The organism is Kribbella capetownensis, from assembly GCF_004331485.1.
GTDB lineage: Bacteria > Actinomycetota > Actinomycetes > Propionibacteriales > Kribbellaceae > Kribbella > Kribbella capetownensis.
The window spans coordinates 37,203-61,048 of record NZ_SJKD01000002.1 but is presented as its reverse complement, the minus strand read 5'-3'; the positions used below and the strand labels follow the sequence as shown (position 1 = coordinate 61,048).

Genomic DNA, 23,846 nt, shown 5'->3' with positions numbered 1-23,846 from the left:
ACCCGGAGCATTCGATGGCAGACCTCATCCGGCCAGCCGCATCCAAAGAGGACCATTGGCCGGTAAGAGGACGGCGGGGCCAGCTCTGGAGGCTTCTCAGCGGATCAGCGATGGGCGAGGGATGTTCCGGACATCCGCTCGGGCGAGTTCGAGCATCCGGCCGACGCCTCCGTCGAGCACCACCTTCGTCGCGGCGAGCGTGAAACCCTTCGCCTGGGCGCGGTTGAGGTGCGGTGGGATCGACAACGCGTTGGGGTCGGTGACACACGAGGCCGGCCGGAGCGTCCACGCTCCGACCGGCTTGTCGCGCGAGCTGGGATCAACGGGCGGCTCGCTCGATCACCTGGGTCACGACCCCCGGCTGGGATACCGCGACCAGGTGCGACGCGCCGGAGACCTCGACCTTCGTGGCCCCGGCCCGGGTGGCCATGAAGCGCTCCGCAGCCGGGGCGATCGCCTTGTCACCGGTCGGGATGACCGCGTACTTCGGCAGCGCCGCCGGAGCGGTCTCCTCCACCGACTCGCTGAACGCCGCCGCCGCAACCGGCCGCTGCGCCGCCAGGAACACCGCACCCTCTCGCGGGGGAATGTCCGCGCCCAGGATCGGACCGGCCTTGTCCGGATTCAGCGCCAAGTCGACTCCACCGGGATAGCTGATCACGTTGGTCACGTCCGGGCCGAGCTCACTGCCCGGGAACTGCGAGTTGAGCGCCCCCAGCGTCTCGCCGGCCTGCGGGATGAACGCGGCCACGTACACGAGCGACTTCACCCCGGAGGTGTCCGCGAGCTCGCTGACCAGCGCACCGCCGTACGAATGGCCGACGAGCACCTTCGGCCCCGGAATGGTCGCGAGTACGCCGCTCAGGTACGACGTGTCGGACGCGATCCCGCGCAGCGGCACGGCCGGCGCAACCACTTTGTAGCCGTCGTGCTGGAGCCGGCTGGTGACTCCGGACCAGCTCGAGCCGTCTGCGTACGCACCATGCAGCAGGACGATCGTCGGTTTCACCTGCCCGGACTGGGCGGCCTGCCCGGTCTGAGCAGCCTGTGCAGTGCTCGCGCCGGTCAGGAGCACCGCAGCACCGGCCGCAGCCACGAGCAGATTCTTTGCCTTGAACATCAGTCTTCCAATCGTTCGGAGTGGTTCGGTTGTCACCACAGTCCGCCGTTGGTTGACGCATCACCCCAGGGCAAGTCCCTAGTCCAGTGCCTGGTGCGCAGTCCGGAACGCCGTCGACCGACAGCGACAGGAACGCCCGGGAGGACACCAGTGCATCTCACTGGTGTGATGCCGGGGTGCCGGCGCGAACTTGGTCTCGCAAGGCACCCACGACAAGGAGCATGAAGTGTCCACCATCCACCTGCACGGCAACACGACCGCGTCACCCGCACAGTTCCTGGCCGCTCTCACCGACTTCGGTCCCGGCCGCTCAAAGATCTTCGGCAACAGCGCCGACGACTACCTCAAGGTCCACGACCGAGGCCCGCAGTACGCGGACGTCACTGAAGGCTCCGGCGGCGTCTGGGAACGCCTCTCCTACGACTGGTCCGACCCCCACCGCGTCGTCATGAAGACAACAGACTCCAACATCTGGGGCGGTAACTCCGGCCACACCTACACCTTCACATCGCAGCCCGACGGCACGACCGCCGTCGACGCGGTCGTCGTACGCCAGGGCAAGAACCTCAAAGGCCACTTCCTCGGGCTCGTCCTCGGCACCATCGGCAAGGGCGTCCTGGCCAAGGCCTTCGACAACACCGTCAAAGCCATCGAAGCCCGCAACGTCAAGGCGTGAAACCATGCCGACCACAACACAGGCCGCCGAGATTTCAGCGCTGACGGCCCCGATCCTGACGATCGAAACCTCCAGCGGTGTTACCTACGCCCACCGACGCTTCGGCGCGAGCGAGGAGCAGCGACCACCGCTGCTCTTCCTCCAGCACTTCCACGGCCACCTCGACACCTGGGATCCGTTGCTCATTGACTCGATCGCGGCTCACCGCGAGGTGATCCTGCTCGACAACACCGGCGTCGGACAGTCCACCGGCAAAGTTCCGGTGACGGTGACGCAGATGGCGCGTGACGTGCTGCGGCACCGCGCCGTTCGCCGGATCGTCCTGGCCGGCACCGGACCGCGCGGCGGACACCAGATGCACGGCTGGACCTTCGACATCGAACGGGTGGCGAACGCCGCCAACAACGGCCCCGAAGTCGCCCGCGCCCAGTCCGACGCCATCGTCGAGTGGGGCATCTCCGACCCGAGCCGGCTCAACCGACTGGCCGCCATCACCCAGCCGACTCTCGTTGCCAACGGCAACAACGACATGATGATTCCGACGGTGAATTCCCAACTCCTCGCCGACCATCTGCCCGACGCGCGGCCGCGGATCGATCCCGACGCCGCACACGGATTCCTGTTCCAGTACCCCCGCCAGTTCGCAGAGCTGGTCACCGAGTTCTTGTCCGGGAGATGACCATGGTCACCACACAGATCGCCACCGAACGCATCACCGTCGACGGGCTGTCGATCAGGTACGCCGACAGCCGTACGCCCGGGCCTGACGTCCTGCTGCTCAACCCCTGGCCCGAAAGCCTCTACGCCTTCGAACCGATCTGGGCGCACCTTGCTCGCGAAGATCATCTCGTCGCCGTCGACCTACCGGGGTTCGGCCAGTCGGACAGCCGCGCCGACCTGATGTCGCCGCAGGCCATGGCCGAGTTCGTCGTACAGCTGCTCGACGCTCTGCAATTGGACCAGGTCCACCTCGTTGCTCCCGACATCGGAACCAGCGCGGCCCTGTTCGCTGCTTCGGCCCATCCCGACCGCTTCCACACCGTCGTCGTCGGGTCCGGCGCTGCGTCGATCCCGTTCGAGCTCGGCGAGCCACTGGCCAGCTGGGTCACCGCGCCGAACGTCGATGAATACGAGCACACAGACGGGCGGCGGATCGTCGCAGGGACGGTCGAACGTCTGACTCCGGCGTACCCCGTGCCTGGGCCTATCCGCGCCGACTATCTCGAGTCCTACTCGGGTCGCAGGTTCGCCGACTCGATGCGCTACGTCCGCGCCTACCCGGCCGATCTGCCTGTGCTGCGCGACCTGCTACCCACGATCCAGACTCCGGTCCGGATCATCTCGGGCTCCCGGGACACGGCGGTCCCCTCCACCAACGGCCACTTCCTGGACGATCGGCTGCCCAGCAGTACGCATGATGTCGTCGACTCCGGCCACTTCGTCTGGGAGGAAGCCTCAGCCATCTATTCCTCTCTCCTCACCGACTGGTGGCGACGCCACTGACGCTCCAGAACCCCTCGCCTGGCCACGGGCTGCGAAGTCCGGTGGCCAGAGCGGGCTGTCGCCAACACTTGATCAACTTCGCGCGGCTCCGAGACTCCTGCCTCCACTGGGGTACTGACCAGGGATTACCACGGACGCGATCCGCGCAGCCCAGCGCGATCGTCGATGGTATGAACACGAAGAAGCTCGCAAACGTCAATCGAACAATAGTCGCCGAGCGCGCCGACATTCCCCGCCTCGCCGCCGTGCCAACATCGCGCACCGACCTCGTAGCCCGCCTCGCTGCTGTTCCGGGCCTGGTCCGGCCCGGCATCGCTCACTGGGACATGAAGACCCGGCTCCCGCTGCACCCGCTCTCCAACGAGAACGCGTACGGCGACCCGCACTTGCTCCACGACCTCGCCGTACCAGGTGCAGCCTTCGCGCGCCGGCTCGGCGTGGACGTGATCGTCGGCGCCGAAACCGGCGGCATCCCGCTCGCCACCGCGGTCGCGCTGGCCGGCGACCTCGCCTTCGCCTTCGTCCGCAAGCCCGGATACGTCGGGCATGAGGACCACGAGCCGCACGTCCGCGGCGCGTCGGTCGCCGGCCGGCGAGTGCTCCTCGTCGACGACGCCGTCTCCTCGGGTGCGGCGCTCGAAGCCTTCGCCGACGAACTCCAAGCCGAAGGCGCAGACCTCGTCGGTGTCTTCACTCTCGTCGACATGCGCGACGTCGCCACCTCAGTGGCGTCGATCGCCAAGACGCTCCCGGTCGAGTCAGTCGCCACCTATCTCGAGGTACTCGCGGCAGCCACCGATCACGGCGTACTCGATCCGGCCACCCACCAACTGGCCGTCGACGCCCTCGTCAACCACTGGCCCGACAGCGACCCCCGCTGGAAACTCCTCGACGACGCCGCCTGACCGCCCAGATTCACCAGCCGCTACAGGAGCCCCCAACGTGCTGTTGCAACATCATCCACCGATCAGAGTCGCTGGTGTGCGGGGACGAAGGTGGTCGCTCCGGCTGCTTGCTCGGCGCGGATGATGTGCGTAATGGCGTTGATCATGGCCAGGTGGGTGAAGGCCTGCGGGAAGTTGCCGAGGTGGCGGCCGCTCGGCGGGTCGATCTCCTCGGCGTAGAGGCCCAGCGGGCTCGCGTAGGACAGGAGCTTCTCGCAGAGGGCGGTGGCTTCGTCCAGTTCACCGATCTCCACGAGCGCAGACACCAGCCAGAACGAGCAGATCGTGAACGTCCCCTCTGTCCCGTGCATCCCGTCATCGGTCTCCGAGACGCGGTAACGCAGCACCATGCCGTCCTCGGTGAGTTCGTCGGCGATAGCCCGTACGGTCGCGCGCACCCGCGGATCGTCGGCCGGCAGGAACCGCAGCAACGGCAGGAGCAGCAGTGAGGCATCGAGGGTGGTGGCGCCGTACCGCTGCACGAAGACCCCCCGGTCGTCGACACCGTTGGCGCAGATGTCGGCGCGGATCTCGTCGGCGACCGCCTCCCAGTCGTCGGCAAATCCGGGCTCGTCGTGCAGCCGGGCCAGCTTGGCACCACGATCCATCGCCACCCAGCACATCAGCTTGGAGGACGTGAAGTGCTGTGGTTCACCGCGTGACTCCCAGATTCCGCGGTCGGGCTCGCGCCACTGCTTCGCTGCCGTTTCCGCCTGTCGCTTGAGGAACGGCCACAGGCTTTCAGTCACCTGGTCGCGCGTTCTCGCGTGCAGGTACACCGAGTCGAGAATGGCACCCCAGACGTCGTGCTGACACTGAAGGTAGGCGGCATTGCCGACCCGGACCGGCCTCGCGCCTTCGTAACCGCTCAACTGGTCCAGAATCTGTTCGGGCAACTCGCGTTCACCGCCGATGCCGTACATGATCTGGATGTCCTGATCGCCGTCACACATCTCGGTGAGGAAGCAGAAGAAATCGTTCGCCTCGCGATCGAGCCCGATCGTGTACAGCCCCCAGAGGGCGAACGTCGAGTCCCGGACCCACGAGTAGCGATAGTCCCAGTTCCGCTCACCGTACGGCGTCTCAGGCAACGACGTCGTCGCGGCGGCAAGCAGTGCCCCGGTAGGCGCAAAGGTGAGTCCTTTCAACGTGAGTGCGCTGCGCGCCAGATAGCGACTCCACGGGTGGTCCGGGAACACACCGACATTGATCCATTGCCGCCAGTACTCCGCGGTCCGCCCCATCCGCTCGAGGGCTTCCGCCCACGTCTGCGGAGGCGACAGCACCGACCACGACAGCGCCACGAACGCCGTATCGCCTTGCGACATCCGGGTCCGCGCCTGGGCCGTACGGCCCTCGAGACCGAGGCGTAGATCGGTGGTCAGGCTGAGTGTGAGGTCATGATCTTGGGCAGGGCAGTCTGCCACCGCGTGAGCGTACCCGAGGCCGTCGTACCGCCAGCTTGCTTCGCGCCGGCCGTATCCGAACATCGGCTCGCACACCATCGAGAGATCCACAGCACCGCTGACGCATTTCACCGTCCGCAGCAAACAGTGCTCCGCGTCGTAATCGGTCGGCGTCCGCCGGTGAGTCAGCGACCTCTCGGAGACGTTGTGCCACGGCCCCATGAGCAGAGCATCGCGGACTATCAGCCAACCGGTCGACGACTTCCAGGTCGTTTCGAGCATCAGGCTGCCTGGCAGATAGCGGCGCGCGGCGGGCACCTGTACGCCGTACGGACCGAGCCGGAAGCTCCCCGCGGCGCGGTCGAGAATCGCCCCGAACACGCTGGGTGAATCGTGCCGTGGCAGGCACATCCACTCCACCGCGCCGCTGGGCGCGATCAAGCAGTTGGACTCGCAATCCGACAGGAAGGCGTAGTCCGCGATCGGCGGGTGAGCGCTCCGACTCGGATCCTGCGGCAAGGTCATGCCCCTCCCCTCTCCACAACCACGGAGCTGATCCATCGCTCCCACCATCATGACCCTGAACGCTCGTGCCGACGTCAGGCCGGATCGACGGTCACCGCCGCAGTCGCCTCACGAAGGTCGCCAGCTTGAAGGCAGTAACAGTGCTCCGTCCATACAGCAGGTGGGCGCTTGTAGTTCGGTTCGGTGCGAGTCGCGGGGTTGAAGACGTAGAGAAACCTGTCAGCGGATAGCTCAGCACACCGGCATCAATGCAAGGGCTACGTGGACGGTGTCACCCGTTGGGGGTGATCCGTGTCAGCCCAACGCATGTCAGCCTGCTGGGATGCATTCGCCTGCGCTTCTGGAGGTCCATCGTGGCAACGACCAGTAAGCCGGGCGCCGACGCGATCCGTCCGTTCTCAGTGGCCATACCGCAGGGGGCACTCGATGAACTGGTACGTCGCCTCGCCGCGACCCGCTGGCCGAGCAGAGAGCTCGTCGGAGACCGCTCACAGGGCGTGCAACTGGCCACCATGCAGGCGGTGTGCAGGTACTGGGCGAGCGGGTACGACGTAGGCCGGGTCGAGGCCCGGCTGAACGCGCTGCCGCAGTTCACTTCCGAGATCGACGGCGTGGAGATCCACTTTCTGCACGTGCGGTCGCAGCACGACGACGCACTGCCGCTGATCATGACGCACGGCTGGCCCGGCTCGGTCATGGAGCTGCTCGATTCGATTGGTCCGCTGACCGACCCGACCAGGTACGGCGGCACCGCCCAAGACGCGTTTCACGCAGTGCTGCCATCTCTGCCCGGCTATGGCTTCTCCGCCGAGCCCGCCGAAGTCGGCTGGGACCTCGGCCGCACTGCTCGCGCCTGGGCAGAATTGATGCGCCGCCTCGGCTACACCCGCTTCGTGGCGCAGGGCGGCGACGTAGGTGCCGGCGTCACCGACGCGATGGGCCGCCAGGCACCCGAGGGGCTCGTGGGCATCCACACCAACCTGCTCGTGCCCGCGCTGAACGATCCCGCCGCCCTGCCTTCGGGAGCCGAGCAGGAACGTGCGGCGCAGGCGGCGATCAAGACGTTCCAGACCAGCGGCAACGGCTACTTCGTGGAGCAGTCCACCCGGCCGCAGACGATCGGCTACGCGCTCCTGGACTCGCCCGCGGCCCTCGCCGCTTGGATGATCGACCACGATACCGACGCCTATTACAAGATCTCCCGGGCCTTCGTCGACGGACAGCCCTCCGGCAATCTGACCCGCGACCATGTGCTGGACAACATCACGACGTACTGGCTGACCGGCACCGGGACCTCAGCCGCCCGGTCGTACTGGGAGGCCTATGGGCCCGACGCACCCGCCGCGCAGAACCCAGCGCCGCCACCCCCTGTCCGGGTCCCGGTCGGCTTCACCAGCTTCCCCGGCGAGATCTGGCAAACACCGCGCAGTTGGGCCGAGCAGGCCTATCCCACCCTCACCTACTTCCATGAAGCGGAGCGCGGCGGTCACTTCGCTGCTTGGGAAGAACCCGAGCTGTTCGCAGCCGAGCTGCGGGCCGCATTCCAACCGCTGCGAGCAGACAGGCTTGCGGAGCCGAGTCGCTGATCCTCGCCCACCACTCTCGACTTGCATCCCGGCGACATCCACATCTCCGTGCCCGCCCACGCCGAGCCCGCGCTCGAATGGATCCGCGAACACACCGGCTGACGGCTCAGTTCGCCAGCAGGTGGCGGGCGCGCGGTACTTCGCGCGAGTTCGCCGGCGCGGCGATAGAGCTCGGCGTCCCGGCCGGTGACGCGCTCATGGTGCTGGCGCAGGTGCTCGCCCCAGGACGCCAGCTCGAACACCTCGACGTACAGGTCCGGTGTACTGACGTCGCGGAAGACGGCGTAGCGGCGGGCTCCGGTACGCTGCCGCGCTTCGCCCACCTCGGCCATTGCGTCCCGGAACTGCTCGCCGTTCTCGGCCGCGACGCGGTACGAGACCTCGATGAGGACGGGACCGGACCGCGGATCGACGTCCTCGTCCTCCCCGGTCAGGATGCCGATCTCCGGTTCGGCCCAGGGCGTGACCACGATCGAGTCCAGCTCCCCGGTCCGGGCCCGCAGCGGAATCACCACCAACGACGCCGCTCCCAGCACGAGCAGGACACCCGAGACCACCAAGGTTGCGGCCGCCCCCAGCGCCGCGGCCACCAGTCCCCAGATCAGGGCGCCGATCCCCTGCCCGCCCAGGAAAACAATGATGTAGACCGCCAATGCGCGCGCCCGGACCCAGCTGGGCAAGGCGAGCTGCAGCAGGAAGATGATCGCAATGAGGGCGGTCGGCGTCAGCAAGCCCTCACCACTCAGCACTGCCAGCGTGCCGGCGATGAGGGACATCGCGAGCGTGACCATCGCGATCAGTCGCCTTCGGTCCAGCACATCGGCGAGCACGCCCGCGGGCAGCGATACGAACAGCACGGGCAGGAGTGCGGCCGCCTGGACGATCGATGCCAGGGCGGCCGCGTTGGGCTGGTGAACGACGGTCCACTGCGCACCCACCGACTGCATCCAGCTGCCGATGTTGGAGCCGAGCTGCGCCACCCACAGGCCGCGGAAACCTTCCTCCGCAGCGGCGCCCAGGTCGAGGGCTCGGCCGAGGATTCGGTCGCGGACAAGGCAGCTCCTCCGGCCGCGATGCGGATCGTCCCCCTGAGGCGCATCGGTGCGCTGCATTTTACGGCGGCGACCTCACCAGGTCGCGCAGCACATCAAGGTCGCGCCCCCTGATGCTGTCGGTCAGACGTTCTCCTGGCTACGACGCTACGTCGTCCCCGAGGTGCCGGCCATGCGCGAGACCGCGTCTACCAGCGCCCCGGATTCTCGCGTGCTGGTCATGCCCGTGGACCTCGCCGGAGTACGGCTCTGTGAGGCGTACTCCGGCGCTCCGAAGGTGTCGGTCAGGCGGCGTTGGGCGTGGTGACGAGGAGGTTCCAGCGGGGGTCGTTGTCGGGCCAGTGGTTGACGAGGGCGTCGACGGCGAGTTGGTGGACTTTCGGCTCGAGCACGCCTTGTTCGGTGGCGGCTGACAAGACGTCGAGGTAGGTGGCGATCGATTCGATCGGGAGTCGACGAGCGGTCGGTGTCACCGAGCCGGCGACGGCGCGCATGTCGACCACCGTGAAGGCGGCGACCAGAATCGCGCCTTCAGCTCGCAGTTCGGCGGCGAATGCCTCGAGTGCAGTGCCTTGCGCGACCGCATCGTCGACGAGCAGTACCCGGCGGCCGGCGACCGCCGCACCGCGGATCCTCGGCTCGTGGTCCTCGTGTCCCACATATCCGGGCTTCCGCACGAACGCGGAAGGCAGATCGGCGGCCAACGCGACTGCGGCCGCGAGCGGGATGCCGCCGGTCTCCGCGCCGACAATGACCTCCACGCCGAGCCGCTCCGCGAAGGTTGCACCTGGTACCGCGAGGTCGTGCAGCAACCGCGGATCGCCGTACGCAGTCTCCACGGACAACGGGTGCAGCGGAAGCCGGGTCTTCATGTCCCAGTGTGAGATCCCCGCGCGCACCAGGCCCGGGACCGTCGCGAGTCGGGCGACAAGAGCGCTGTTCATCATGTTCTCCTCCTGGGAGTGGATGGATACCTTCGACGATGCGCCGCCGACGATCTGGTCGCCCCTGGGCGAATCCCTGGTGTGCGCACTAGCGCCGAGGCAGCGAGGCCCACCAGTTCGTGACGAGGTCGGCGTACGCCGCCGAGCTCGGTCGCGACCGCTCCGCCACTGCCGACGACGATGCTGCGGAAGCGCACCCTCTGGATGTCGGCGTTGCGTCGGGTCGGTCTCAGGTGAAAACTTGAGAGGCCTGCCGATCGAACCGGGCTGGGTAGGCTGCCGGGGTGCCCGGGGACAGCGGGGGTGACGATGGCAGATCGCGGACTCCTGGGGCGCCAGGAGGAGGGCGTTGTGCTGGACCGCCTGGTCGAGGCCGCACGCACGGGTCGCAGTGACGTCCTGGTCCTGCGCGGTGAGGCCGGAGTCGGAAAGTCGGCCCTGCTGGACTCGCTGCTGGAGCGCACCCACGGCTGCCGGATAACCCGCGCGGCCGGAGTCGAATCCGAGATGGAGCTCGCGTACGCCGGGCTGCACCAGCTCTGCCAGCCGTTCATCGACGGTATTGAGCGCCTCCCGCGTCCACAGCACGAGGCCCTCGGTACGGCGTTCGGCATGGCGACCGGACCGGCGCCGGACCGTTTCCTCATCGGGCTCGCCGTCCTGAACCTGCTGTCCGACGCGTCCGGCCGTCAGCCCGTCGTGTGCGTCGTCGACGACGCACAGTGGCTCGACCGGATGTCGGCGCGGATCCTCGCATTCGTCGCCCGTCGGCTGGCGGCGGAGTCGGTGGTGATGCTGTTCGCGGTCCGCGACGGCATGGATCACGAGTTCACCGGACTGGCGGAGCTGGAGGTGCGTGGTCTCAGCGACAGCGACGCACGGGCGTTGCTGGACTCGGTCCTCCCTGGGATGGTCGATTCGCGCGTCCGGGACCGAATCGTCGCCGAGACCCGTGGCAACCCGCTGGCGCTGCTCGAGCTCCCTCGCGCCTGGACTGCAGCTGAACTGGCGGACGGACTCGGTGCGGGCACGCTGGCCGGCCGGATCGAGGAGAGCTTCGTCCGGCGGCTCGAGCCACTCCCGGCCGACACCCGGCTGCTCTTGCTGGCCGCCGCGGCCGAACCGCTGGGAGACCCGACACTCCTATGGCGTGCCGCGGAGGAGCTTGGGCTCGGCGCAGACCCGGCCGCCGCGGCGGCCGAGTCCGGGCTCATCACTTTCGGTCGGCACATCCAGTTCCGGCATCCGCTCGTCCGGTCCGCGGTGTACCGGATCGCCACGCCGCAGGCGCGACAGGCTGTGCACCAGGCGTTGGCGGATGTGACGGATCCCGGCCTCGATCCGGACCGGCGTGTCTGGCACCGAGCGCAGGCGACATCGGTGCCCGTCGAGGAGGTCGCTGCCGAACTCGAGAGCTCTGCGCGGAGAGCACAGGCCCGTGGTGGTTTCTTCGCGGCCGGCTCTTTCCTCGAACGGTCAGCAGAGCTGACCCTCGACCCTGACCGCCGGGCCGAGCGACTCCTCGCCGCAGCCACTGCCAAGCGGAGCGCGGGCGCTCTCGACGCGGCTCTCGACCTGCTCAACGACGTCGCCGACGGTCCACCGGACACGCTGCGGGCGGCAGAGGGCGAGTGTCTGCGCGGCGAGATCGCCTTCGACCAGGGCCGCGCCCGCGAGGCTGCCCGGACCCTGCTCGCCGCAGCGAGGAAACTCGACCCGCTCAACGCTCGCCGGGCACGGATCACCTACCTCGAGGCGATGTCCGCGGCGATCTGGGCCAGCGGACCGGACACCCCGGGCATTCTCGCCTTCGCGGCCGGCGCAGCACCTCCCCCGGCCGACTCCGAACCACCGGCAGACATGCTCCTGCAGGCGCTGGCCGTGCGCTTCACCCGCGGCTACGCGACCGCGGCACCCGACCTGATCAAGGCGCTTGCCCGGGCCCGGGAAGAAGAGGTCGGCGCCGAAGATGTCGGCAGCTGGCTCTGGCTGGCCGGCAACCGGGCCAGCGGCATCGTCGCGATCGAGGTCTGGGATTTCGAGACTGCGCAGGAACTCGCGGGCCGGCAGGATCGGCTGGCCCGGGAGACCGGCGCGCTCGTGCAACTCCAGTTCGCTCTCAGCTTCCGGGCCAACCTCGAATGCCTCACGGGCGACCTCGACGCCGTGGCCGGCCTGGTCGAGGAGGATCGCCAGATCGCAGCCGCGACCGGGAACCCACAGGTCGGGTACGGCGGCCTGCTGCTCGAGGCGTTCCGCGGCGACGAGGTCACGGCCTGCCGCCTGATCGACGCGGCGGTCCGGGAGGCGACCGCGCGGGAGCAGGGCCGGATGGCGGTCTTCGCGACGTACGCGAACGCCGTACTGCACAACGGACTCGGCCGCTACGACACGGCACGGGACGCCGCCCTCCGGGTCTTCGAGCAGGATGTCATCGGGTACGGCGTCCTCGTGGTCAGCGAGCTGGCCGAGGCGGCGTCGAGGACCGGCGACACAAAGCTCGTCGAGTCCGCACTGACCTGGCTGACCGAACGCACCACCGCCGTACCGACCGACTGGGGCTTCGGCATCGAGGCACGTATCCGGGCCCTTCTCGGCGGGCAAGAGGCCGACTATCGCGAATCGATCGAGCGCCTCAGCAGGACCGCTCTACGGGTGGAGACCGCCCGGTCCCAGCTGCTGTACGGCGAGTGGCTCCGCCGAGAAGGCCGCAGGGTCGACGCACGCGAGCAACTGCGGACTGCGCACGATCAGTTGACCGGGATGGGGCTCGAGGCATTCGCGGAACGGGCCCGGCACGAGTTGCTCGCCACCGGCGAGACCGTTCGCAAGCGCTCGCCGGAGACCAGCAACGACCTCACCGCGCAGGAGGCACAGATCGCCGGCCTGGCACGGGACGGCTTGACCAACCCCGAGATCGCGGCGCAACTGTTCATCAGCCCTCGCACTGTGGAGTGGCACCTGCGCAAGACGTTCTCCAAACTCGGCATCAGATCCCGCCGGCAGCTCCGTACGGCGTTGGCCCGCTCCGGCTGAGGCACGGACCAGGGATTTCGACGGACGCGACGCCGGTCGCCCGCGGCGACGATCGGAGCGTGGACAGCAAGCTCGAAGCAGTCGTCGTACCCGTGACCGATGTCGACCGCACCCGGCACTTCTACCGTGCCCTCGGATTCCGGCTGGACGTCGACGAGGCGACGCGCGACGGCCTCCGGGTCGTCCAGCTGACCCCGCCGAGTTCAGTGTGCTCAATCATCATCGGCACCGGGATCACGCCCGCCACGCCGGGCTCGTTCCGCGGCCAATTGACTGTGCCGGACCTCGAGGCAGCCCGCGCGGAACTCCTCGCGCGCGGAGCATCACCGAGCGCGGTCATCCGCTGCCGTACCGGCTGCGACGCCGTGACGTTCGATGATCCCGACGGCAACCAGTGGCTACTGGTCGAAGGCGCGCCTTTGAGCTGAGCATGGCTGTATACCCGCGCTCGACTGATCGCGCTGCGCGACCACCCCGAGGACTCCGACGGCCGGTTCGATCCCCACCGGATCGGACTCGACCACCTCGCGTTCCAGGTCCCGTCGCCGACGGAACTGGAGGCGTGGCACACCAGCCTGCTCGCCGATGGCGTCGTCTGCTCCGAGATCGAGGTCAGCCCAACATCATGAGTACTACGGACGCCCGCACCGGCCAGATGGCCGACGTCGCGGCCCCACCACCGACCTCGACTCCGCACCCCTGCTGGCCGCATCGATCTTCCTCGACATCCTCAACATCTTCCTGCTCTTCCTCCAACTCTTCACCCGCCAAGACGAAAGCTAACGCCGAGTGGAGCGGTCGCCGGGAGCGCACCTGAGGGACCGAACGAGGCGACCGAACCGACGGCTCAGGTGAGGGTGTCGAGTCTCTGTCTTGCGGTGGTCAGGTGGCCTGCGGCCCGGCTGAGGTAGTCAGAGGCGGCGCTCAACTCGGCGTCGGCCTCCTGCAGGGTGCGCGCGCCCTGTTGCCCCGTGTGCTCGTTCATCACGTCGGTGAACCGAAGCAGGGCGAACGAGCTCATCAAGACTGTTGCCGTTGACATCAAGGTCCGCAGCTCATGGAACTCGGCCACCAACGACTTCGCCACCACGTCGTCGCCGGGCGGCGGCGCAGTACCTCGACAGCTCACCGCAGCGCGACGCTGGCCTTCTGCAAGGAGTCTTCCGTGCTGTCTGCCATCGGCCGCTTTCCTCTCGCACCGGTGTCACTCACGGCGTGGGCTGCTACGTCTCCAGACCGCGATCCCACGTGCAAGTAGTTGGGCGGTGCCGCGGGAGAATCGTGACTACACCAGTTCCCGCAGCCGAGCCTTGGCTCCCCGCTCGACGAACAACGGCACGAAGTCCCGCACCCGAGCGTTGTCGAACTCGGGCCGGGACTGCCCCACGGCATCCGCAACCTCATCCGCGGACACGGCCGGGAACTGCTTGGCCAGCCGGTCGATCACCTCGCTGATCGCCCGGTCCTCATCCGATCTGTCCATGCCCTCCAAGATGGCGCCCGCTCATCCCCCGCGCAACCCTGTCCAACATTTGACTACTCCATCGGGTCCGAATGCATCTCCGGTCCGGGATGCCCCGACGTACGGAAGAACACGGCATCCCGCGGCCCAACTCGTCGTCCGACGCCTCCCGGGATTCCTTTGCCGAACCCGATCGCCACGTGAGCCGGCCGGAGCGCGATGCCCTGGCCGGCTGTTCTCGGTAGCTGTCAACGCGCGGCTCGGCCTGGCGGGCGGGCAGGTCGGCGGCGAAGACCGCCTGCGCATTGTCTGGCTTGATCGCGAGGTCGAGCGCGCTGGCGTAGCTGATCGGAGTGGTCTCCGGCCCTAGGTCACGGCCCGGGAACTGCGAGTTTCCGTGGCCTGATGGTTGCGGCGCCGGCCAGTAGCAACGCCGCGCCCAGCGCCGCAACCATCAGGTTCCTTGCCTTAAGCATCAACTTTGGCGTGGCGGTCATACGTTCGTGCGGATCGTGCTGGTGGTGGGGATGTTGCGGGCCTCGATCGCCCGGACACTGTCGTCGAAGGCCTTGCCGAGGACGCGCTTACCGAACAGGGCGAACACACCTGCGAGCAGATGGCCCTTGAGGTTCTTGCCCTCGCGGACGATGACGACGTCGATCTGGGTCGCGCCATCGGCCCGGCGCTTGAAGGTGTAGGTGTGACCGGAGGCGCCGCCCCAGACGCTGGAGTCGGTGGTCTTCAGGACGACATGGTTCGGGTCGGACCAGTCGTAGTGCAGGCGTTCCCAGACGCCGCCTGAGCCTTCGGTGACGTCGGCGTAGCCGGGGCCTTGGTCGTGCACCTCGAGGTTGTCGTCGTGGCTGTTGGCGAACAGCTTCGAGCGACCCGGACCGAAGTCCGTGAGCCCGGCAATGAACTGCTCGGGCGTCGAGGTGGTCACCTCGGTGAAGTGGATGGTGGTCATCGCTTTGTCCAATCCTTGAAGGGTTCCGCTACCACCAAGATGCGTCCGGCGTTGACGCGTCACCCCAGGGGAAGTCCCTGGTCCTCGCCCAGTGCGGATCTGGCCGCTCGGCCTTCGCGCACGTACAGATCGGATCGCGGCTGGACGACGTCAGCCAAGCAGCAGACGAACCACCGCTGAAGGCCCCGTGGACCGGCCCGGGAATCTCACTGGTGTGAAGGGGGGCGCCTCGGAGCAGTGTCGGCAGTGAGCACGCGACACCAGGAGCGCCGGCCAGCGCGACGAGCTGCCGCAGTAACTCAGATCAGAAGACCCAGATCAGAAGGAGATCGTCATCATGAAACGCAACGCGCGTGAGGTAGTGGCTGGGACTCGGCCGCTCACAGCTCTCGGAGCCATCAGCAACGGGGTCCTGTCCGGGGCTGTCGGCACGCTCGCCATGGACCTGCTGCTGTACGCCCGTTACCGCAAGGACGGCGGCAAAGGCGGATTCCTGCACTGGGAGTTCAGCTCCGATATCCGCAGCTGGGACCAGGCCCCTGCGCCTGCCCAGGTCGGGAAGCGGGTGTTCGAAGGACTGTTCCGTCGTCAACTGCCCGACGAACGTGCCGCCTTGGTCAACAACGTCATGCACTGGGGCTACGGCATTGCCAACGGCGCCAGGTACGGCGTCGTCGCCGGGTCGTTGCGGACACCGCGGATCCGGTACGGCGCCCCCTTCGGCGCGGGCGTGTGGGCCAGCGGGTACGTCGTACTGCCGGCCGCCAAGCTGTACGAGCCGATCTGGAAGTACGACCGCCGTACGCTCGCAAAGGACCTGAGCGCGCACCTCGTCTACGGGCTGACGACCGCCGCCGCATTCCGACTGTCCGGGACGTTGAAGAACGCTCTGCGTCGGTCGCGGACGCGATAATGCGAAGGCAGGCCCGCCTCAGGCGTTCTGTATGAGGCGCGGCACCACTGGTCATCGGGTTGAGTCCCGGGCGCATACCAGTGAGACCCCTGGTGCGATGCGAAATCGACAGGCCGGAACGTGGTCGTACGAGCGATGGTGAAGGAGGTCTCGATAGCGCGTTTCGATTACGACGTACTGGTCGTCGGCTCCGGATTCGGCGGCAGCGTTGCGGCCCTTTGCACCGCGGAGAAGGGATACCGGGTCGGCGTCCTGGAATCCGGCAAGCGGTGGAACGACGCGGACATCCCAAAGAGCCACTAGCACCTACCTGGGTTCCTCTGGTTCCCCGCGGCGGAGCTGTACGGGATCCAGCGGGTCGAGTACCTGGACGACGTACTCGTCCTCTGTGGCGCCGGTGTGCGCACCGGCTGCATCTCCTGCGGGAAGTGCAACATCGGCTGCGGCCACAACGCGAAGAACAAGCTGACCACCAACTACCTCTACCTGGCGGAGAGACTCGGCGCGCAGATCCACGAACGTCACGAGGTCCACGAGCTCGTTCCCCTCGAGGGCGCCGGTTCACGGTGCACGCGCGGCATCTGGGCTGGGCGCAGCGAGCCACGCACCCGCGGCATCACACCTTCACCGCCGAGCAGGTGATCGTCGCCGCCCATGCGTACGGCTCGGCAAAGTTGTTGCTGCACATGCAGCACAAGGGCCGGCTGCCAGGCGTGTCCGCCGAGTTGGGGCAGCGTGCGCGGACGAACTCCGAACAGCTTCTGGCGATCACGCGTACGCACGAAGAGTGGACGCGTGATCCGGACAAGATCCGCCTCACGCCGGGATCGGTCTCGATCACGTCCGGCGTCTGGCCGGACCTCGTCACGAGTATCGAGCCCGTCTACTGGGGCGTTGGGAACGACCTGTTCGCGTTCCTCGTGACCTACCACCAGCACGGCGAGCAGAAGCACCCCACCACCGGCTGGGTCAAGGCGCTTGTCGGCAACGGCTCGGCTGCCATGGCAACGGTCTGGGGGCTCCGCTGCGGGAGCCCCCAGACCGGGATCAGTTGGACGAGACCGAGTACGAGTTGGTATTGAAATTCAGGCCACCGGACGCCGAGGTGATCTCGAAGCCGAACTGCACCTCGCCGACCGTCTGATCGCCCATCCAGCCGCGCGCACGGATCCAGTTCAACACGGCTTTGATGTCCACCGACCCGGCATTGGTGTTCGAGGTACGGATGAACGAGAAGACCTCGTTGCCACCGTTGTTGCCGCGGTAGACGTTCCAGCTGTGTCCCCCTACTGTGGCGGTTGCTTGGTAGCTGCCGATCGGACCTACCGCGCCCTGCTTGTTCATCCACAGCATGATCTCGTAGGCGTTGTTGCCGGCCCAGATGTCGTACGTCGACGAGTACGAGCCACTACCCGGCCTCGAGACGTTGAAGTTGCTGGTCAACGAGCCGAGAGCGCTCACCCGCCTGCCGATGTTGCGGGCCGCGTGCGGATAGGCCTTGACGCCACCCGTGTTCGGGTGATCGGCCCAGACTCCCCAGTTGCTGTAGGAGTTGGCCCAGATGGTCTGGGGTCCGGCTCCCCCACCCCAGACGTCATTGCGCAGGGTGTAGCCGCCGTTGGACCACGAACCCCACTTGTCCGACGACGACCAGGTCGCCGCATTGGCAGGCGCCGCGGTCACCAGGCCGGCGGTGAGCATTGCCAGCAGTGCCGTTGCTGCTTTCAACCATCTGGGCATTTCCGTTCCTCTCGTTGAGCCCGGCCGACGGCCGGACCTTTGGGCGAACCAGGGGACGAATCGATCGAAGCGCTTCGACAGCGTTGCGAAGATATCGAAGCGCTTCGACGAGTGACGACACTCTAGGACGCCCGGGCGGCTGGCGCTAGGGCCGGGAACCACCCGATGTCGAGAGACCGACCGGCGCGCGGATCATCGGGCCGGGGACTTTCGTGCGCGATCCGGACGACGCGAACGGCGCCGGCTTCGATCTTCAGCGACTCCCCTGCCTCCCCGGTAGCAAATCCGTCCCGCCCATCGGCAGCTCGGTGCGGAGCTTGCGCAGCAGATCCAGCACCAGGAAGGTCTTCTCCGATTCCGCAGCTCGGACACGAGGTCACCGGCCCGCTCGTCAGCGGTGAGGTAGTAGCAGAAACCCCTATAGATCGCAGTACTGATCCGAGGTCGTGGCTTTGAATCGTCTCAGAGCTAACGGCCGATCTGGCTCGCGAACATCAGCTGGAAAGGCGTCGAATTCGATTCGAATTCGATTTGGCAACGTGCATCGGTAAACCTTTACCCTCCGTGAGGCCGGTCTTTTGCAGACGCGATGAATTAAGGCGCGACAGCGACTCACAACGTTTCCAGGCGCTCTCGTGCGCAAGGCTGTGGCCTTCTGGACAAGATCCTGCAGCCCTCGGCGGGAACGCTGGCCGAGCGGGGTGACCTTGCGTGACGACGCCGGATCTTGACAGACGCTGGCGGGAGTTCGACGCTGGTCCTTGTCGAAGCGCTTCAACTACCGAAGCCCGGATCGCGGAGGCAAGTCATCGTCACGATCACCGACGTCGCCCGGCAGGCCGGGGTGGCGGCCAGCACAGTGTCCTATGTTCTCAGCGGCAAGCGGTCGATCTCGAGCGCGACGCGCGACCGGGTCCAGGAAGCGGTCCGGGTACTCGGGTACCGGCCGAACGCGAGCGCCCGCGCGCTCGCCTCCAACCGGTCGAACGTGATCGCCCTGGTGATCCCGCTGCGCGCGGGCATGCACGTGCCCGTGCTGATGCAGTTCGCCACCGCCGTGGTCACCACCGCCCGCCGGTTCGACCACGACGTCCTGTTGCTGACCGCCGACGAAGGCCGCTCGGGCCTCGAACGCGTCTCGCAGAGCGCCCTCGTCGACGCGCTGGTCGTGATGGACGTGGAACTGCATGACGAACGAGTACCACTGCTGCGGGAGCTGCCGATGCCGTCGGTGCTGATCGGGATCCCGGCCGACACCGAGGGCCTGACCTGTATCGACCTGGACTTCTTCGCCGCCGCCGAGCAGTGCGTCGATCATCTGGCCGATCTCGGCCATCACGAGATCGCCTTGCTGGGAACGCCGTCGGCGGTCTACGAACGCCAGACCGGATTCGCTGCCCGGACGGTGGCCGGCTTCCAGGCCGCGGCTGAACGGCGCGGCATCGCGGGTATCGAAACTCCCTGCGAGTCCACCTTCGAGGCTGTCCTGGAGACCGTCGGGGACCTCCTCCGTGAGCATCCCGGCATCACCGGCGTGGTGATCCAGAACGAGCCGATCATCGGTCCGCTGCTCGACGTTTTGCGCCGTCTCGGCCGACGAGTCCCCGAGGACATGTCGCTGATGGCGATCTGCGCCGACGATGTCGCCGTACGGCAGGTGCCACAGCTGTCCTCTGTCACGCTGCCTGCCGACGAGATCGGCCAGCAGGCAGTGGAGACCCTGATCGCCAAGCTCGACAGCGACCTTGGCCCAGGGGTGACTCTGATGCCCGCGCAGTTGACCGCCCGCGCGAGCACGAGCACCGCGCCCTGACATCAGGCTCGCACGACGGCCTGGGCGCCCGCGGCCAGCACCAACGGCCCCACGAGCTGCGCGTCCGACATCAGCTCGTACCCTGTGATCGGTACGACGGCCTCCGAGTCGCCATGGTTGATCAGGAAGGTCCACGTGATCGCGCCGGACCGTCTTCGGACCATTTCGACACCCTCCACCGGCTCGGGAGCATCCACCCCCGCCTCGCCGGCCACTTTCGTCACCAGAGACCGATACGCGTCATCGTCGAGTTGGGTCGACACGTACCAGGCGAGGCCGTCGCCGTACCGATTCCTGGTGACGGCAGGCGAACCGTCGAGCACACCACCGTGGTACCGGTCGATCGCCTCGGCACCGGTCAGCCGCAGGTCCTCGCTCCACAGACTCCCCCGTTCGCCGGAGGCCAGATCCACCTCGCGTACCGGGTGGAACTCCTCGACGCGCAGTCCCAGGAGTTCGCCAAAGGCACCGGGATAGCCGCCCAGCCACACCTGCGCGTCCCCATTCACGATCCCGCTGAAGTAGGTCACCAGCACGTGCCCGCCGGCTTCGACGTACCGTGCGATCGAGTCCGCCTTCTGCTCCGAGACCAGGTAGAGGCTCGGCGCGACGACCAGCCGGTACGCCGAGAGGTCGGAACCCGGATCCGCGAAGTCGACACCGATACCCGCCGTCCAGAACTGCCGGTGCGCGGCTCGAACGGCAGCGAGGTAGTCGAGGCCGGACGACGGCAATTGCGTCGACTGCATCGCCCACCAGGCCTCGACGTCCCAGAGAATCGCCACTTCCGCCGGCACGGAGCTTCCCTCGACCTCCGCGAGCCGCGGTAGCAGAGTGCCGAATTCGGCGATCTCGCCGAACCGCCGGGTCTGCGGTCCGGCGTGCGGGACCATCGCGGAGTGGAACATCTCCGCTCCACCCCTGGAGGCGCGCCACTGGAAGAACATCGCGCCGCGCGATCCGCGAGCGATGTGGGCCAGGCTGTGCCGGGCCATCCGACCGGGTTCCTTGGTGTGCAGCCGACCGCGGTCGTGCAAGGTACCGGCGGCCTGCTCCATCAACAGCCACGACCTCCCACCTGCCCAGCCGCGAGCCAGATCGGCGCCGAAGGCGGTCTGTTCCTCCGCGCCGATCCCTGCGCTGCTGGGATAGTGGTCGATCGCCACCAGGTCCACCTCGGCGGCCCAGCGGGCGTGGTTGACCGGCACCCATGCCCCGAAGACGAAGTTCGTCGTGATCGGGACATGCGGGGTGAAGCCACGCAGGATCGCCTTCTGTTCGGAGAATGCGCCGAGCAGTTCATCGGACCAGAACCGCCGGAAGTCCAGCGACTGCGTCGGATTGACCAGGTATTGGGTGGTCCGCGGCGGCTGGATGTCCTCCCACGCCAGGTAGCCCTGACTCCAGAACGCGGTGTTCCAGGCAGAATTCAGCCGGTCGAGGTCGCCGTACCGGTGCCGCAACCAGCGCCGGAAGGCCGCGGCCGCGTGGTCGCAGTAGCAGACCGTGCCGTACTCGTTGTGGACATGCCACATCGCCAGCCCGGGATGACCGGAGTAGCGCTCGGCCAGCGCCCGCGCGATCCCGACCGCGGCTTCCCGGTACGCCGGCGCGGAAGCGCAGTACGTATCCCTGCTTCCGTGCGTCAGCCGTACACCGTCGGCGCGGACCGGGAGTGCGTCGGGATGCAGCCGGCTGAACCAGGGCGGTGGTGATGCCGTCGGCGTGGCAAGATCGACCTGCACTCCGCCGTCGTGCAGGAGATCCATCACCTGGTCGAGCCAGCCGAACTCGTACCGCCCTGGTTCCGGCTCCAGGCTGGACCAGGCGAAGACTCCGACCGTCACCAGGTTCACGCCGGCGCGACGCATCAAGGCGATGTCTTCCTTCCACACCTCCGGCGACCACTGCTCGGGGTTGTAGTCGCCCCCGAAGTACAGGCGCGTCATTGCGGCTCCCCGTAAGGAATGCCAAGTCCGTTGGTGGACAGGTAGACGCGCCCGTAGACCCGGGGGTCGCCCGTGATCGCCTCGTTGGTGGACGCGTACTGATGCCGGTCGTCGTTGATGCGGACCCAGCTCCCGCCGCTGTCGTCCGATCGGAAGATGCCGTCCACCCCGCCCACTCGGCCCGAGCTGTAGACAGCCATCTCGGATCGTCCCCGCGCCGCCTTGCCGAAGCCGACGGTCTGCGCCTCCTCGATGGTCGTCAGCCGGTGATAGCTGAGACCCTGGTCCACCGAACGATGCAGGCCACCGGCGCCGGTCGCGAGCCAGCAGTGCCCAGCCCGGTCCAGCACCGTCTCGAGCTTCCCACTACCGGTCGGGAGTCCGGTTGCCGTAGGCAAGAAGTTCACGCCGCCGTCGAGACTTCGGTACGCCGTACCGGTGGCCGGGTCGAACGCGTAGAAGAGGCTCGGGCTCACCCGGTCGGCGGCGACCGCAACCTGATGCGGGAGGCCGGCGACCGGCGTCCAGGTCACGCCGCGGTCGCGCGAGTAGTGCGGGAGGACGTCACCCGGCACCCAGACGATCGTTCGCGCGTCCGTGCTCACCACAATCTTTCCGGGCTGGCTGGAGCCGCCGGGTTCTCCTGCGAACGGCTGCCAGCTCACTCCCGAATCGGTCGAGAACGCGGCGCGTTGCAGGCTGCCGCCGTACGCGACCCGGACTACGAACCCCTCGACCTTCGCCGCATAGTCGAGGCTCGGCGAGCTCCCGCTGACCGGGTTCGCGGCCTGCCCGTCCGGCGGTACGACGTCCAGCCGGTCGTGCCGGTAGACCCCGATGTCCCCGAGCGCGCTGATCAGCGGCGGTCCCCACGGCGGACTGATCAGGTCCAGTACTGCCGTCTCCTCCAGCCCCTGTGCCCGGACCGACCAGTGCGTACTGCGGCCCCGCTCGGCGTTCGTCACGTCGTCGGTCCCGAAGATGGTGGCTCCGGTGACGTACATGACCTTGTCCGAGTCGAACGGGTCGATCGAGATGTCCCCGATCATCCAGCCCAACTTCGGCTTTGGCTCATGGAAGTTCAGATAGGGCGCACCCGAGGTGTCAAGCACGATCTTCGACCCGATGGAGTGCCACGTCGCTCCCCCGTCCACGGACCTGAACACGTCGTCCACCGGACCCCACCTGCTCATCGTGGACACCATCACCGTTCCGGGCCTGCGCGAATCGGTCGCCAGTCCGGCATACCCAAATCCAGCTTCGCCGCCGGTGTTCGGACGCAACGGCGTGATGTCGGTCCAGACGCCGGTCGCGGTGTCGAGCTTGTGGACCGCGCCGTTGTACATCTCGTACGGTCCGGGGAGATCGCCGTAGGTCATGTAGAGGTGTCCGTCCGGGGCGAGGTCGCCGTGGTGAGGCATGAGTCCCGTTGGTTGCCCCGCAACAGCCGACCAGGTCCGGCCTGCGTCGGCGCTGCGCCATAAGGGGTTCGCCGGGTCGGTCGACCCGACGTAGATCGTCCGCGTCGCTCGGTCGCGCCGGCAGCCACGTGGGTCGAAGATGACGAAGCCGAGCCCGATACCCGCCGTTCCAGTGGTTGGGAAGCTCTCCACCCGCGCCCACGTCTCGCCGCGGTCGGTGCTGCGCCACAAGCCCTGGTTGCGGGTGCCGAAGTAGAGGATCCGGCCGTCACACGGATCGACTGCCAGCCGCTCGCCCATCGACCGGCCCGGCTCGTTGCCACCGAGTTTGAACGGCAGGTCGGTACGCCGGAAGGTCCGGCCCTGGTCGGTCGAGCGGAGGATCGCCCCGTTGATCGGTGACCATTCGTTCGTGTAGGTGCCGACGGCAAGGTAAAGCCGGGTCGGGTCGTGCGGATCGACGGCCAGGCTTTCGACGCCGGTCAGGCTCCAGTCCCGGAACCCGACCCAGGACAGCAACTGCACCCAGCGCCTGGTCCGTGGATCCAGCCGGGCCGCGCCGCCGATGTCGGTCCGGGCATAGACCAGCCCGCGCTGCTTGGGGTGGTGGATGATGCCGGTGACGAAGCCGCCGCCGACGATCTCGACGTTCCGCCAGCGATACCGCTCCGCTCGCCGGTACTGCGCCGCCGCGGCCGGCTGGGCTGTGCCCGTGGCGGCGATGGCCGCCCCGGTGCCCAGGGCCAGGACGTGTCTGCGTGGAAGCTTCATCCCACTCCTTCTCAACCG

The 23,846-nt window shown here is 67.6% G+C and carries 22 protein-coding genes and 1 pseudogene; 11 read left to right on the top strand and 12 right to left on the bottom strand.

What is annotated here, in order from left to right:
* Positions 1 to 96: 96 nt before the first annotated feature.
* Together E0H75_RS42990 and E0H75_RS10495 are read right to left on the bottom strand one after the other, a co-directional pair.
* Complete coding sequence (locus tag E0H75_RS42990; RefSeq protein ID WP_165553612.1) at positions 97 to 246, bottom strand: hypothetical protein; 150 nt, start codon at positions 244 to 246, stop codon at positions 97 to 99.
* Positions 247 to 319: 73 nt separating this feature from the next.
* The gene (locus tag E0H75_RS10495) at positions 320 to 1,120 is read right to left on the bottom strand and encodes an alpha/beta fold hydrolase (RefSeq protein WP_202872947.1); all 801 of its coding nucleotides are present in this window, start codon (positions 1,118 to 1,120) and stop codon (positions 320 to 322) included.
* A 226-nt stretch (positions 1,121 to 1,346) separates the two neighbouring features.
* Between E0H75_RS10495 and E0H75_RS10490 the strand changes: the two genes are divergently transcribed.
* The 4 genes from E0H75_RS10490 (at position 1,347) to E0H75_RS10475 (ending at position 4,204) form a co-directional block, all read left to right on the top strand.
* Entirely contained in the window at positions 1,347 to 1,796 is a 450-nt protein-coding gene (locus E0H75_RS10490; RefSeq protein WP_131513278.1) for a hypothetical protein, read from the top strand.
* Positions 1,797 to 1,800: 4 nt separating this feature from the next.
* On the top strand, positions 1,801 to 2,475 hold the full coding sequence (locus E0H75_RS10485; RefSeq protein WP_131513276.1) for an alpha/beta fold hydrolase: 675 nt from the start codon (positions 1,801 to 1,803) through the stop codon (positions 2,473 to 2,475).
* A 2-nt stretch (positions 2,476 to 2,477) separates the two neighbouring features.
* Positions 2,478 to 3,299, top strand: a complete 822-nt coding sequence (locus E0H75_RS10480) for an alpha/beta fold hydrolase (RefSeq protein WP_165553610.1) — start codon at positions 2,478 to 2,480, stop codon at positions 3,297 to 3,299.
* 170 nt (positions 3,300 to 3,469) lie between these two features.
* Positions 3,470 to 4,204 (top strand): orotate phosphoribosyltransferase, encoded by a 735-nt coding sequence (locus E0H75_RS10475; protein WP_131513272.1) that lies wholly within the window; start codon positions 3,470 to 3,472, stop codon positions 4,202 to 4,204.
* Between the two features lie 62 nt (positions 4,205 to 4,266).
* Here E0H75_RS10475 and E0H75_RS10470 read toward each other — a convergent pair whose 3' ends face one another.
* Positions 4,267 to 6,174 carry a glycoside hydrolase family 15 protein gene (locus E0H75_RS10470; RefSeq protein WP_202872946.1) on the bottom strand — a complete coding sequence of 636 codons (1,908 nt, stop codon included), beginning with the start codon at positions 6,172 to 6,174 and terminating at the stop codon, positions 4,267 to 4,269.
* 353 nt (positions 6,175 to 6,527) lie between these two features.
* On the opposite strand from E0H75_RS10470, the gene E0H75_RS10465 reads away from it, so the two are divergent.
* Positions 6,528 to 7,760, top strand: a complete 1,233-nt coding sequence (locus tag E0H75_RS10465) for an epoxide hydrolase family protein (protein WP_238162945.1) — start codon at positions 6,528 to 6,530, stop codon at positions 7,758 to 7,760.
* Here E0H75_RS10465 and E0H75_RS10460 read toward each other — a convergent pair.
* Both E0H75_RS10460 and E0H75_RS10455 read right to left on the bottom strand, forming a co-directional pair.
* On the bottom strand, positions 7,661 to 8,872 hold the full coding sequence (locus E0H75_RS10460; protein ID WP_202872945.1) for an MFS transporter: 1,212 nt from the start codon (positions 8,870 to 8,872) through the stop codon (positions 7,661 to 7,663). The genes E0H75_RS10465 and E0H75_RS10460 overlap by 100 nt on opposite strands.
* Positions 8,873 to 9,096: 224 nt before the next feature.
* Positions 9,097 to 9,756: a phosphoribosyltransferase family protein gene (locus E0H75_RS10455; protein ID WP_202872944.1), complete on the bottom strand. Its 660-nt coding sequence runs from the start codon at positions 9,754 to 9,756 to the stop codon at positions 9,097 to 9,099.
* 309 nt (positions 9,757 to 10,065) lie between these two features.
* On the opposite strand from E0H75_RS10455, the gene E0H75_RS10450 reads away from it, so the two are divergent.
* Together E0H75_RS10450 and E0H75_RS10445 are read left to right on the top strand one after the other, a co-directional pair.
* Positions 10,066 to 12,792: an ATP-binding protein gene (locus E0H75_RS10450; protein WP_131514049.1), complete on the top strand. Its 2,727-nt coding sequence runs from the start codon at positions 10,066 to 10,068 to the stop codon at positions 12,790 to 12,792.
* Positions 12,793 to 12,851: 59 nt separating this feature from the next.
* Positions 12,852 to 13,220, top strand: coding sequence for a VOC family protein (locus E0H75_RS10445; protein WP_131513265.1), 369 nt, complete (start codon positions 12,852 to 12,854; stop codon positions 13,218 to 13,220).
* Positions 13,221 to 13,639: 419 nt separating this feature from the next.
* Here the strand turns inward: E0H75_RS10445 and E0H75_RS10435 are convergent, their stop codons facing one another.
* The 3 genes from E0H75_RS10435 to E0H75_RS10425 form a co-directional block, all read right to left on the bottom strand.
* Positions 13,640 to 13,921 carry a hypothetical protein gene (locus tag E0H75_RS10435; protein ID WP_131513261.1) on the bottom strand — a complete coding sequence of 94 codons (282 nt, stop codon included), beginning with the start codon at positions 13,919 to 13,921 and terminating at the stop codon, positions 13,640 to 13,642.
* Positions 13,922 to 14,077: 156 nt separating this feature from the next.
* The gene (locus E0H75_RS10430; RefSeq protein WP_202872942.1) at positions 14,078 to 14,275 is read right to left on the bottom strand and encodes a three-helix bundle dimerization domain-containing protein; all 198 of its coding nucleotides are present in this window, start codon (positions 14,273 to 14,275) and stop codon (positions 14,078 to 14,080) included.
* Between the two features lie 472 nt (positions 14,276 to 14,747).
* Entirely contained in the window at positions 14,748 to 15,221 is a 474-nt protein-coding gene (locus E0H75_RS10425; protein ID WP_131513257.1) for a hypothetical protein, read from the bottom strand.
* A gap of 337 nt (positions 15,222 to 15,558) precedes the next feature.
* Here E0H75_RS10425 and E0H75_RS10420 point away from each other — a divergent pair, with 337 nt between their 5' ends.
* The 3 genes from E0H75_RS10420 to E0H75_RS10410 all read left to right on the top strand — a co-directional run bounded on the left by E0H75_RS10420 (position 15,559) and on the right by E0H75_RS10410 (position 17,216).
* On the top strand, positions 15,559 to 16,134 hold the full coding sequence (locus tag E0H75_RS10420; RefSeq protein ID WP_131513255.1) for a hypothetical protein: 576 nt from the start codon (positions 15,559 to 15,561) through the stop codon (positions 16,132 to 16,134).
* Positions 16,135 to 16,269: 135 nt separating this feature from the next.
* Positions 16,270 to 16,437 (top strand): FAD-binding protein, encoded by a 168-nt coding sequence (locus E0H75_RS10415; RefSeq protein ID WP_131513253.1) that lies wholly within the window; start codon positions 16,270 to 16,272, stop codon positions 16,435 to 16,437.
* 263 nt (positions 16,438 to 16,700) lie between these two features.
* Entirely contained in the window at positions 16,701 to 17,216 is a 516-nt protein-coding gene (locus E0H75_RS10410) for a hypothetical protein (RefSeq protein WP_131513251.1), read from the top strand.
* Here E0H75_RS10410 and E0H75_RS10405 read toward each other — a convergent pair.
* On the bottom strand, positions 17,182 to 17,874 hold the full coding sequence (locus tag E0H75_RS10405) for a glycoside hydrolase family 12 protein (protein ID WP_131513249.1): 693 nt from the start codon (positions 17,872 to 17,874) through the stop codon (positions 17,182 to 17,184). The genes E0H75_RS10410 and E0H75_RS10405 overlap by 35 nt on opposite strands.
* 192 nt (positions 17,875 to 18,066) lie before the next feature.
* A pseudogene (locus E0H75_RS44010) lies at positions 18,067 to 18,318 on the bottom strand (exo-rhamnogalacturonan lyase family protein); the annotation flags it as partial.
* A 283-nt stretch (positions 18,319 to 18,601) separates the two neighbouring features.
* On the opposite strand from E0H75_RS44010, the gene E0H75_RS10400 reads away from it, so the two are divergent.
* Complete coding sequence (locus tag E0H75_RS10400) at positions 18,602 to 19,687, top strand: LacI family DNA-binding transcriptional regulator (protein WP_238162944.1); 1,086 nt, start codon at positions 18,602 to 18,604, stop codon at positions 19,685 to 19,687.
* Positions 19,688 to 19,689: 2 nt separating this feature from the next.
* On the opposite strand, the gene E0H75_RS10395 is transcribed toward E0H75_RS10400, so the two are convergent.
* The gene (locus E0H75_RS10395) at positions 19,690 to 21,636 is read right to left on the bottom strand and encodes a beta-galactosidase (protein WP_131513247.1); all 1,947 of its coding nucleotides are present in this window, start codon (positions 21,634 to 21,636) and stop codon (positions 19,690 to 19,692) included.
* Positions 21,633 to 23,828, bottom strand: coding sequence for a WD40/YVTN/BNR-like repeat-containing protein (locus E0H75_RS10390; RefSeq protein ID WP_131513246.1), 2,196 nt, complete (start codon positions 23,826 to 23,828; stop codon positions 21,633 to 21,635). Before E0H75_RS10390 ends, E0H75_RS10395 begins: the two co-directional genes overlap by 4 nt.
* Positions 23,829 to 23,846 lie beyond the last annotated feature (18 nt).

Bases quoted from the DNA above. Each gene is read 5' to 3' on its own strand.
- E0H75_RS10485 (WP_131513276.1), top strand. From the start codon at position 1,801: ATGCCGACCACAACACAGGCCGCCGAGATTTCAGCGCTGACGGCCCCG.
- E0H75_RS10460 (WP_202872945.1), bottom strand. From the start codon at position 8,872: ATGCAGCGCACCGATGCGCCTCAGGGGGACGATCCGCATCGCGGCCGG.
- E0H75_RS10405 (WP_131513249.1), bottom strand. From the start codon at position 17,874: ATGCCCAGATGGTTGAAAGCAGCAACGGCACTGCTGGCAATGCTCACC.
- E0H75_RS10495 (WP_202872947.1), bottom strand. From the start codon at position 1,120: ATGTTCAAGGCAAAGAATCTGCTCGTGGCTGCGGCCGGTGCTGCGGTG.
- E0H75_RS10420 (WP_131513255.1), top strand. From the start codon at position 15,559: ATGAAACGCAACGCGCGTGAGGTAGTGGCTGGGACTCGGCCGCTCACA.
- E0H75_RS10390 (WP_131513246.1), bottom strand. From the start codon at position 23,828: ATGAAGCTTCCACGCAGACACGTCCTGGCCCTGGGCACCGGGGCGGCC.
- E0H75_RS10395 (WP_131513247.1), bottom strand. From the start codon at position 21,636: ATGACGCGCCTGTACTTCGGGGGCGACTACAACCCCGAGCAGTGGTCG.
- E0H75_RS10480 (WP_165553610.1), top strand. From the start codon at position 2,478: ATGGTCACCACACAGATCGCCACCGAACGCATCACCGTCGACGGGCTG.
- E0H75_RS10430 (WP_202872942.1), bottom strand. From the start codon at position 14,275: ATGGACAGATCGGATGAGGACCGGGCGATCAGCGAGGTGATCGACCGG.
- E0H75_RS10470 (WP_202872946.1), bottom strand. From the start codon at position 6,174: ATGACCTTGCCGCAGGATCCGAGTCGGAGCGCTCACCCGCCGATCGCG.
- E0H75_RS10415 (WP_131513253.1), top strand. From the start codon at position 16,270: ATGGTGAAGGAGGTCTCGATAGCGCGTTTCGATTACGACGTACTGGTC.
- E0H75_RS10455 (WP_202872944.1), bottom strand. From the start codon at position 9,756: ATGAACAGCGCTCTTGTCGCCCGACTCGCGACGGTCCCGGGCCTGGTG.
- E0H75_RS10425 (WP_131513257.1), bottom strand. From the start codon at position 15,221: ATGACCACCATCCACTTCACCGAGGTGACCACCTCGACGCCCGAGCAG.
- E0H75_RS10475 (WP_131513272.1), top strand. From the start codon at position 3,470: ATGAACACGAAGAAGCTCGCAAACGTCAATCGAACAATAGTCGCCGAG.
- E0H75_RS10450 (WP_131514049.1), top strand. From the start codon at position 10,066: ATGGCAGATCGCGGACTCCTGGGGCGCCAGGAGGAGGGCGTTGTGCTG.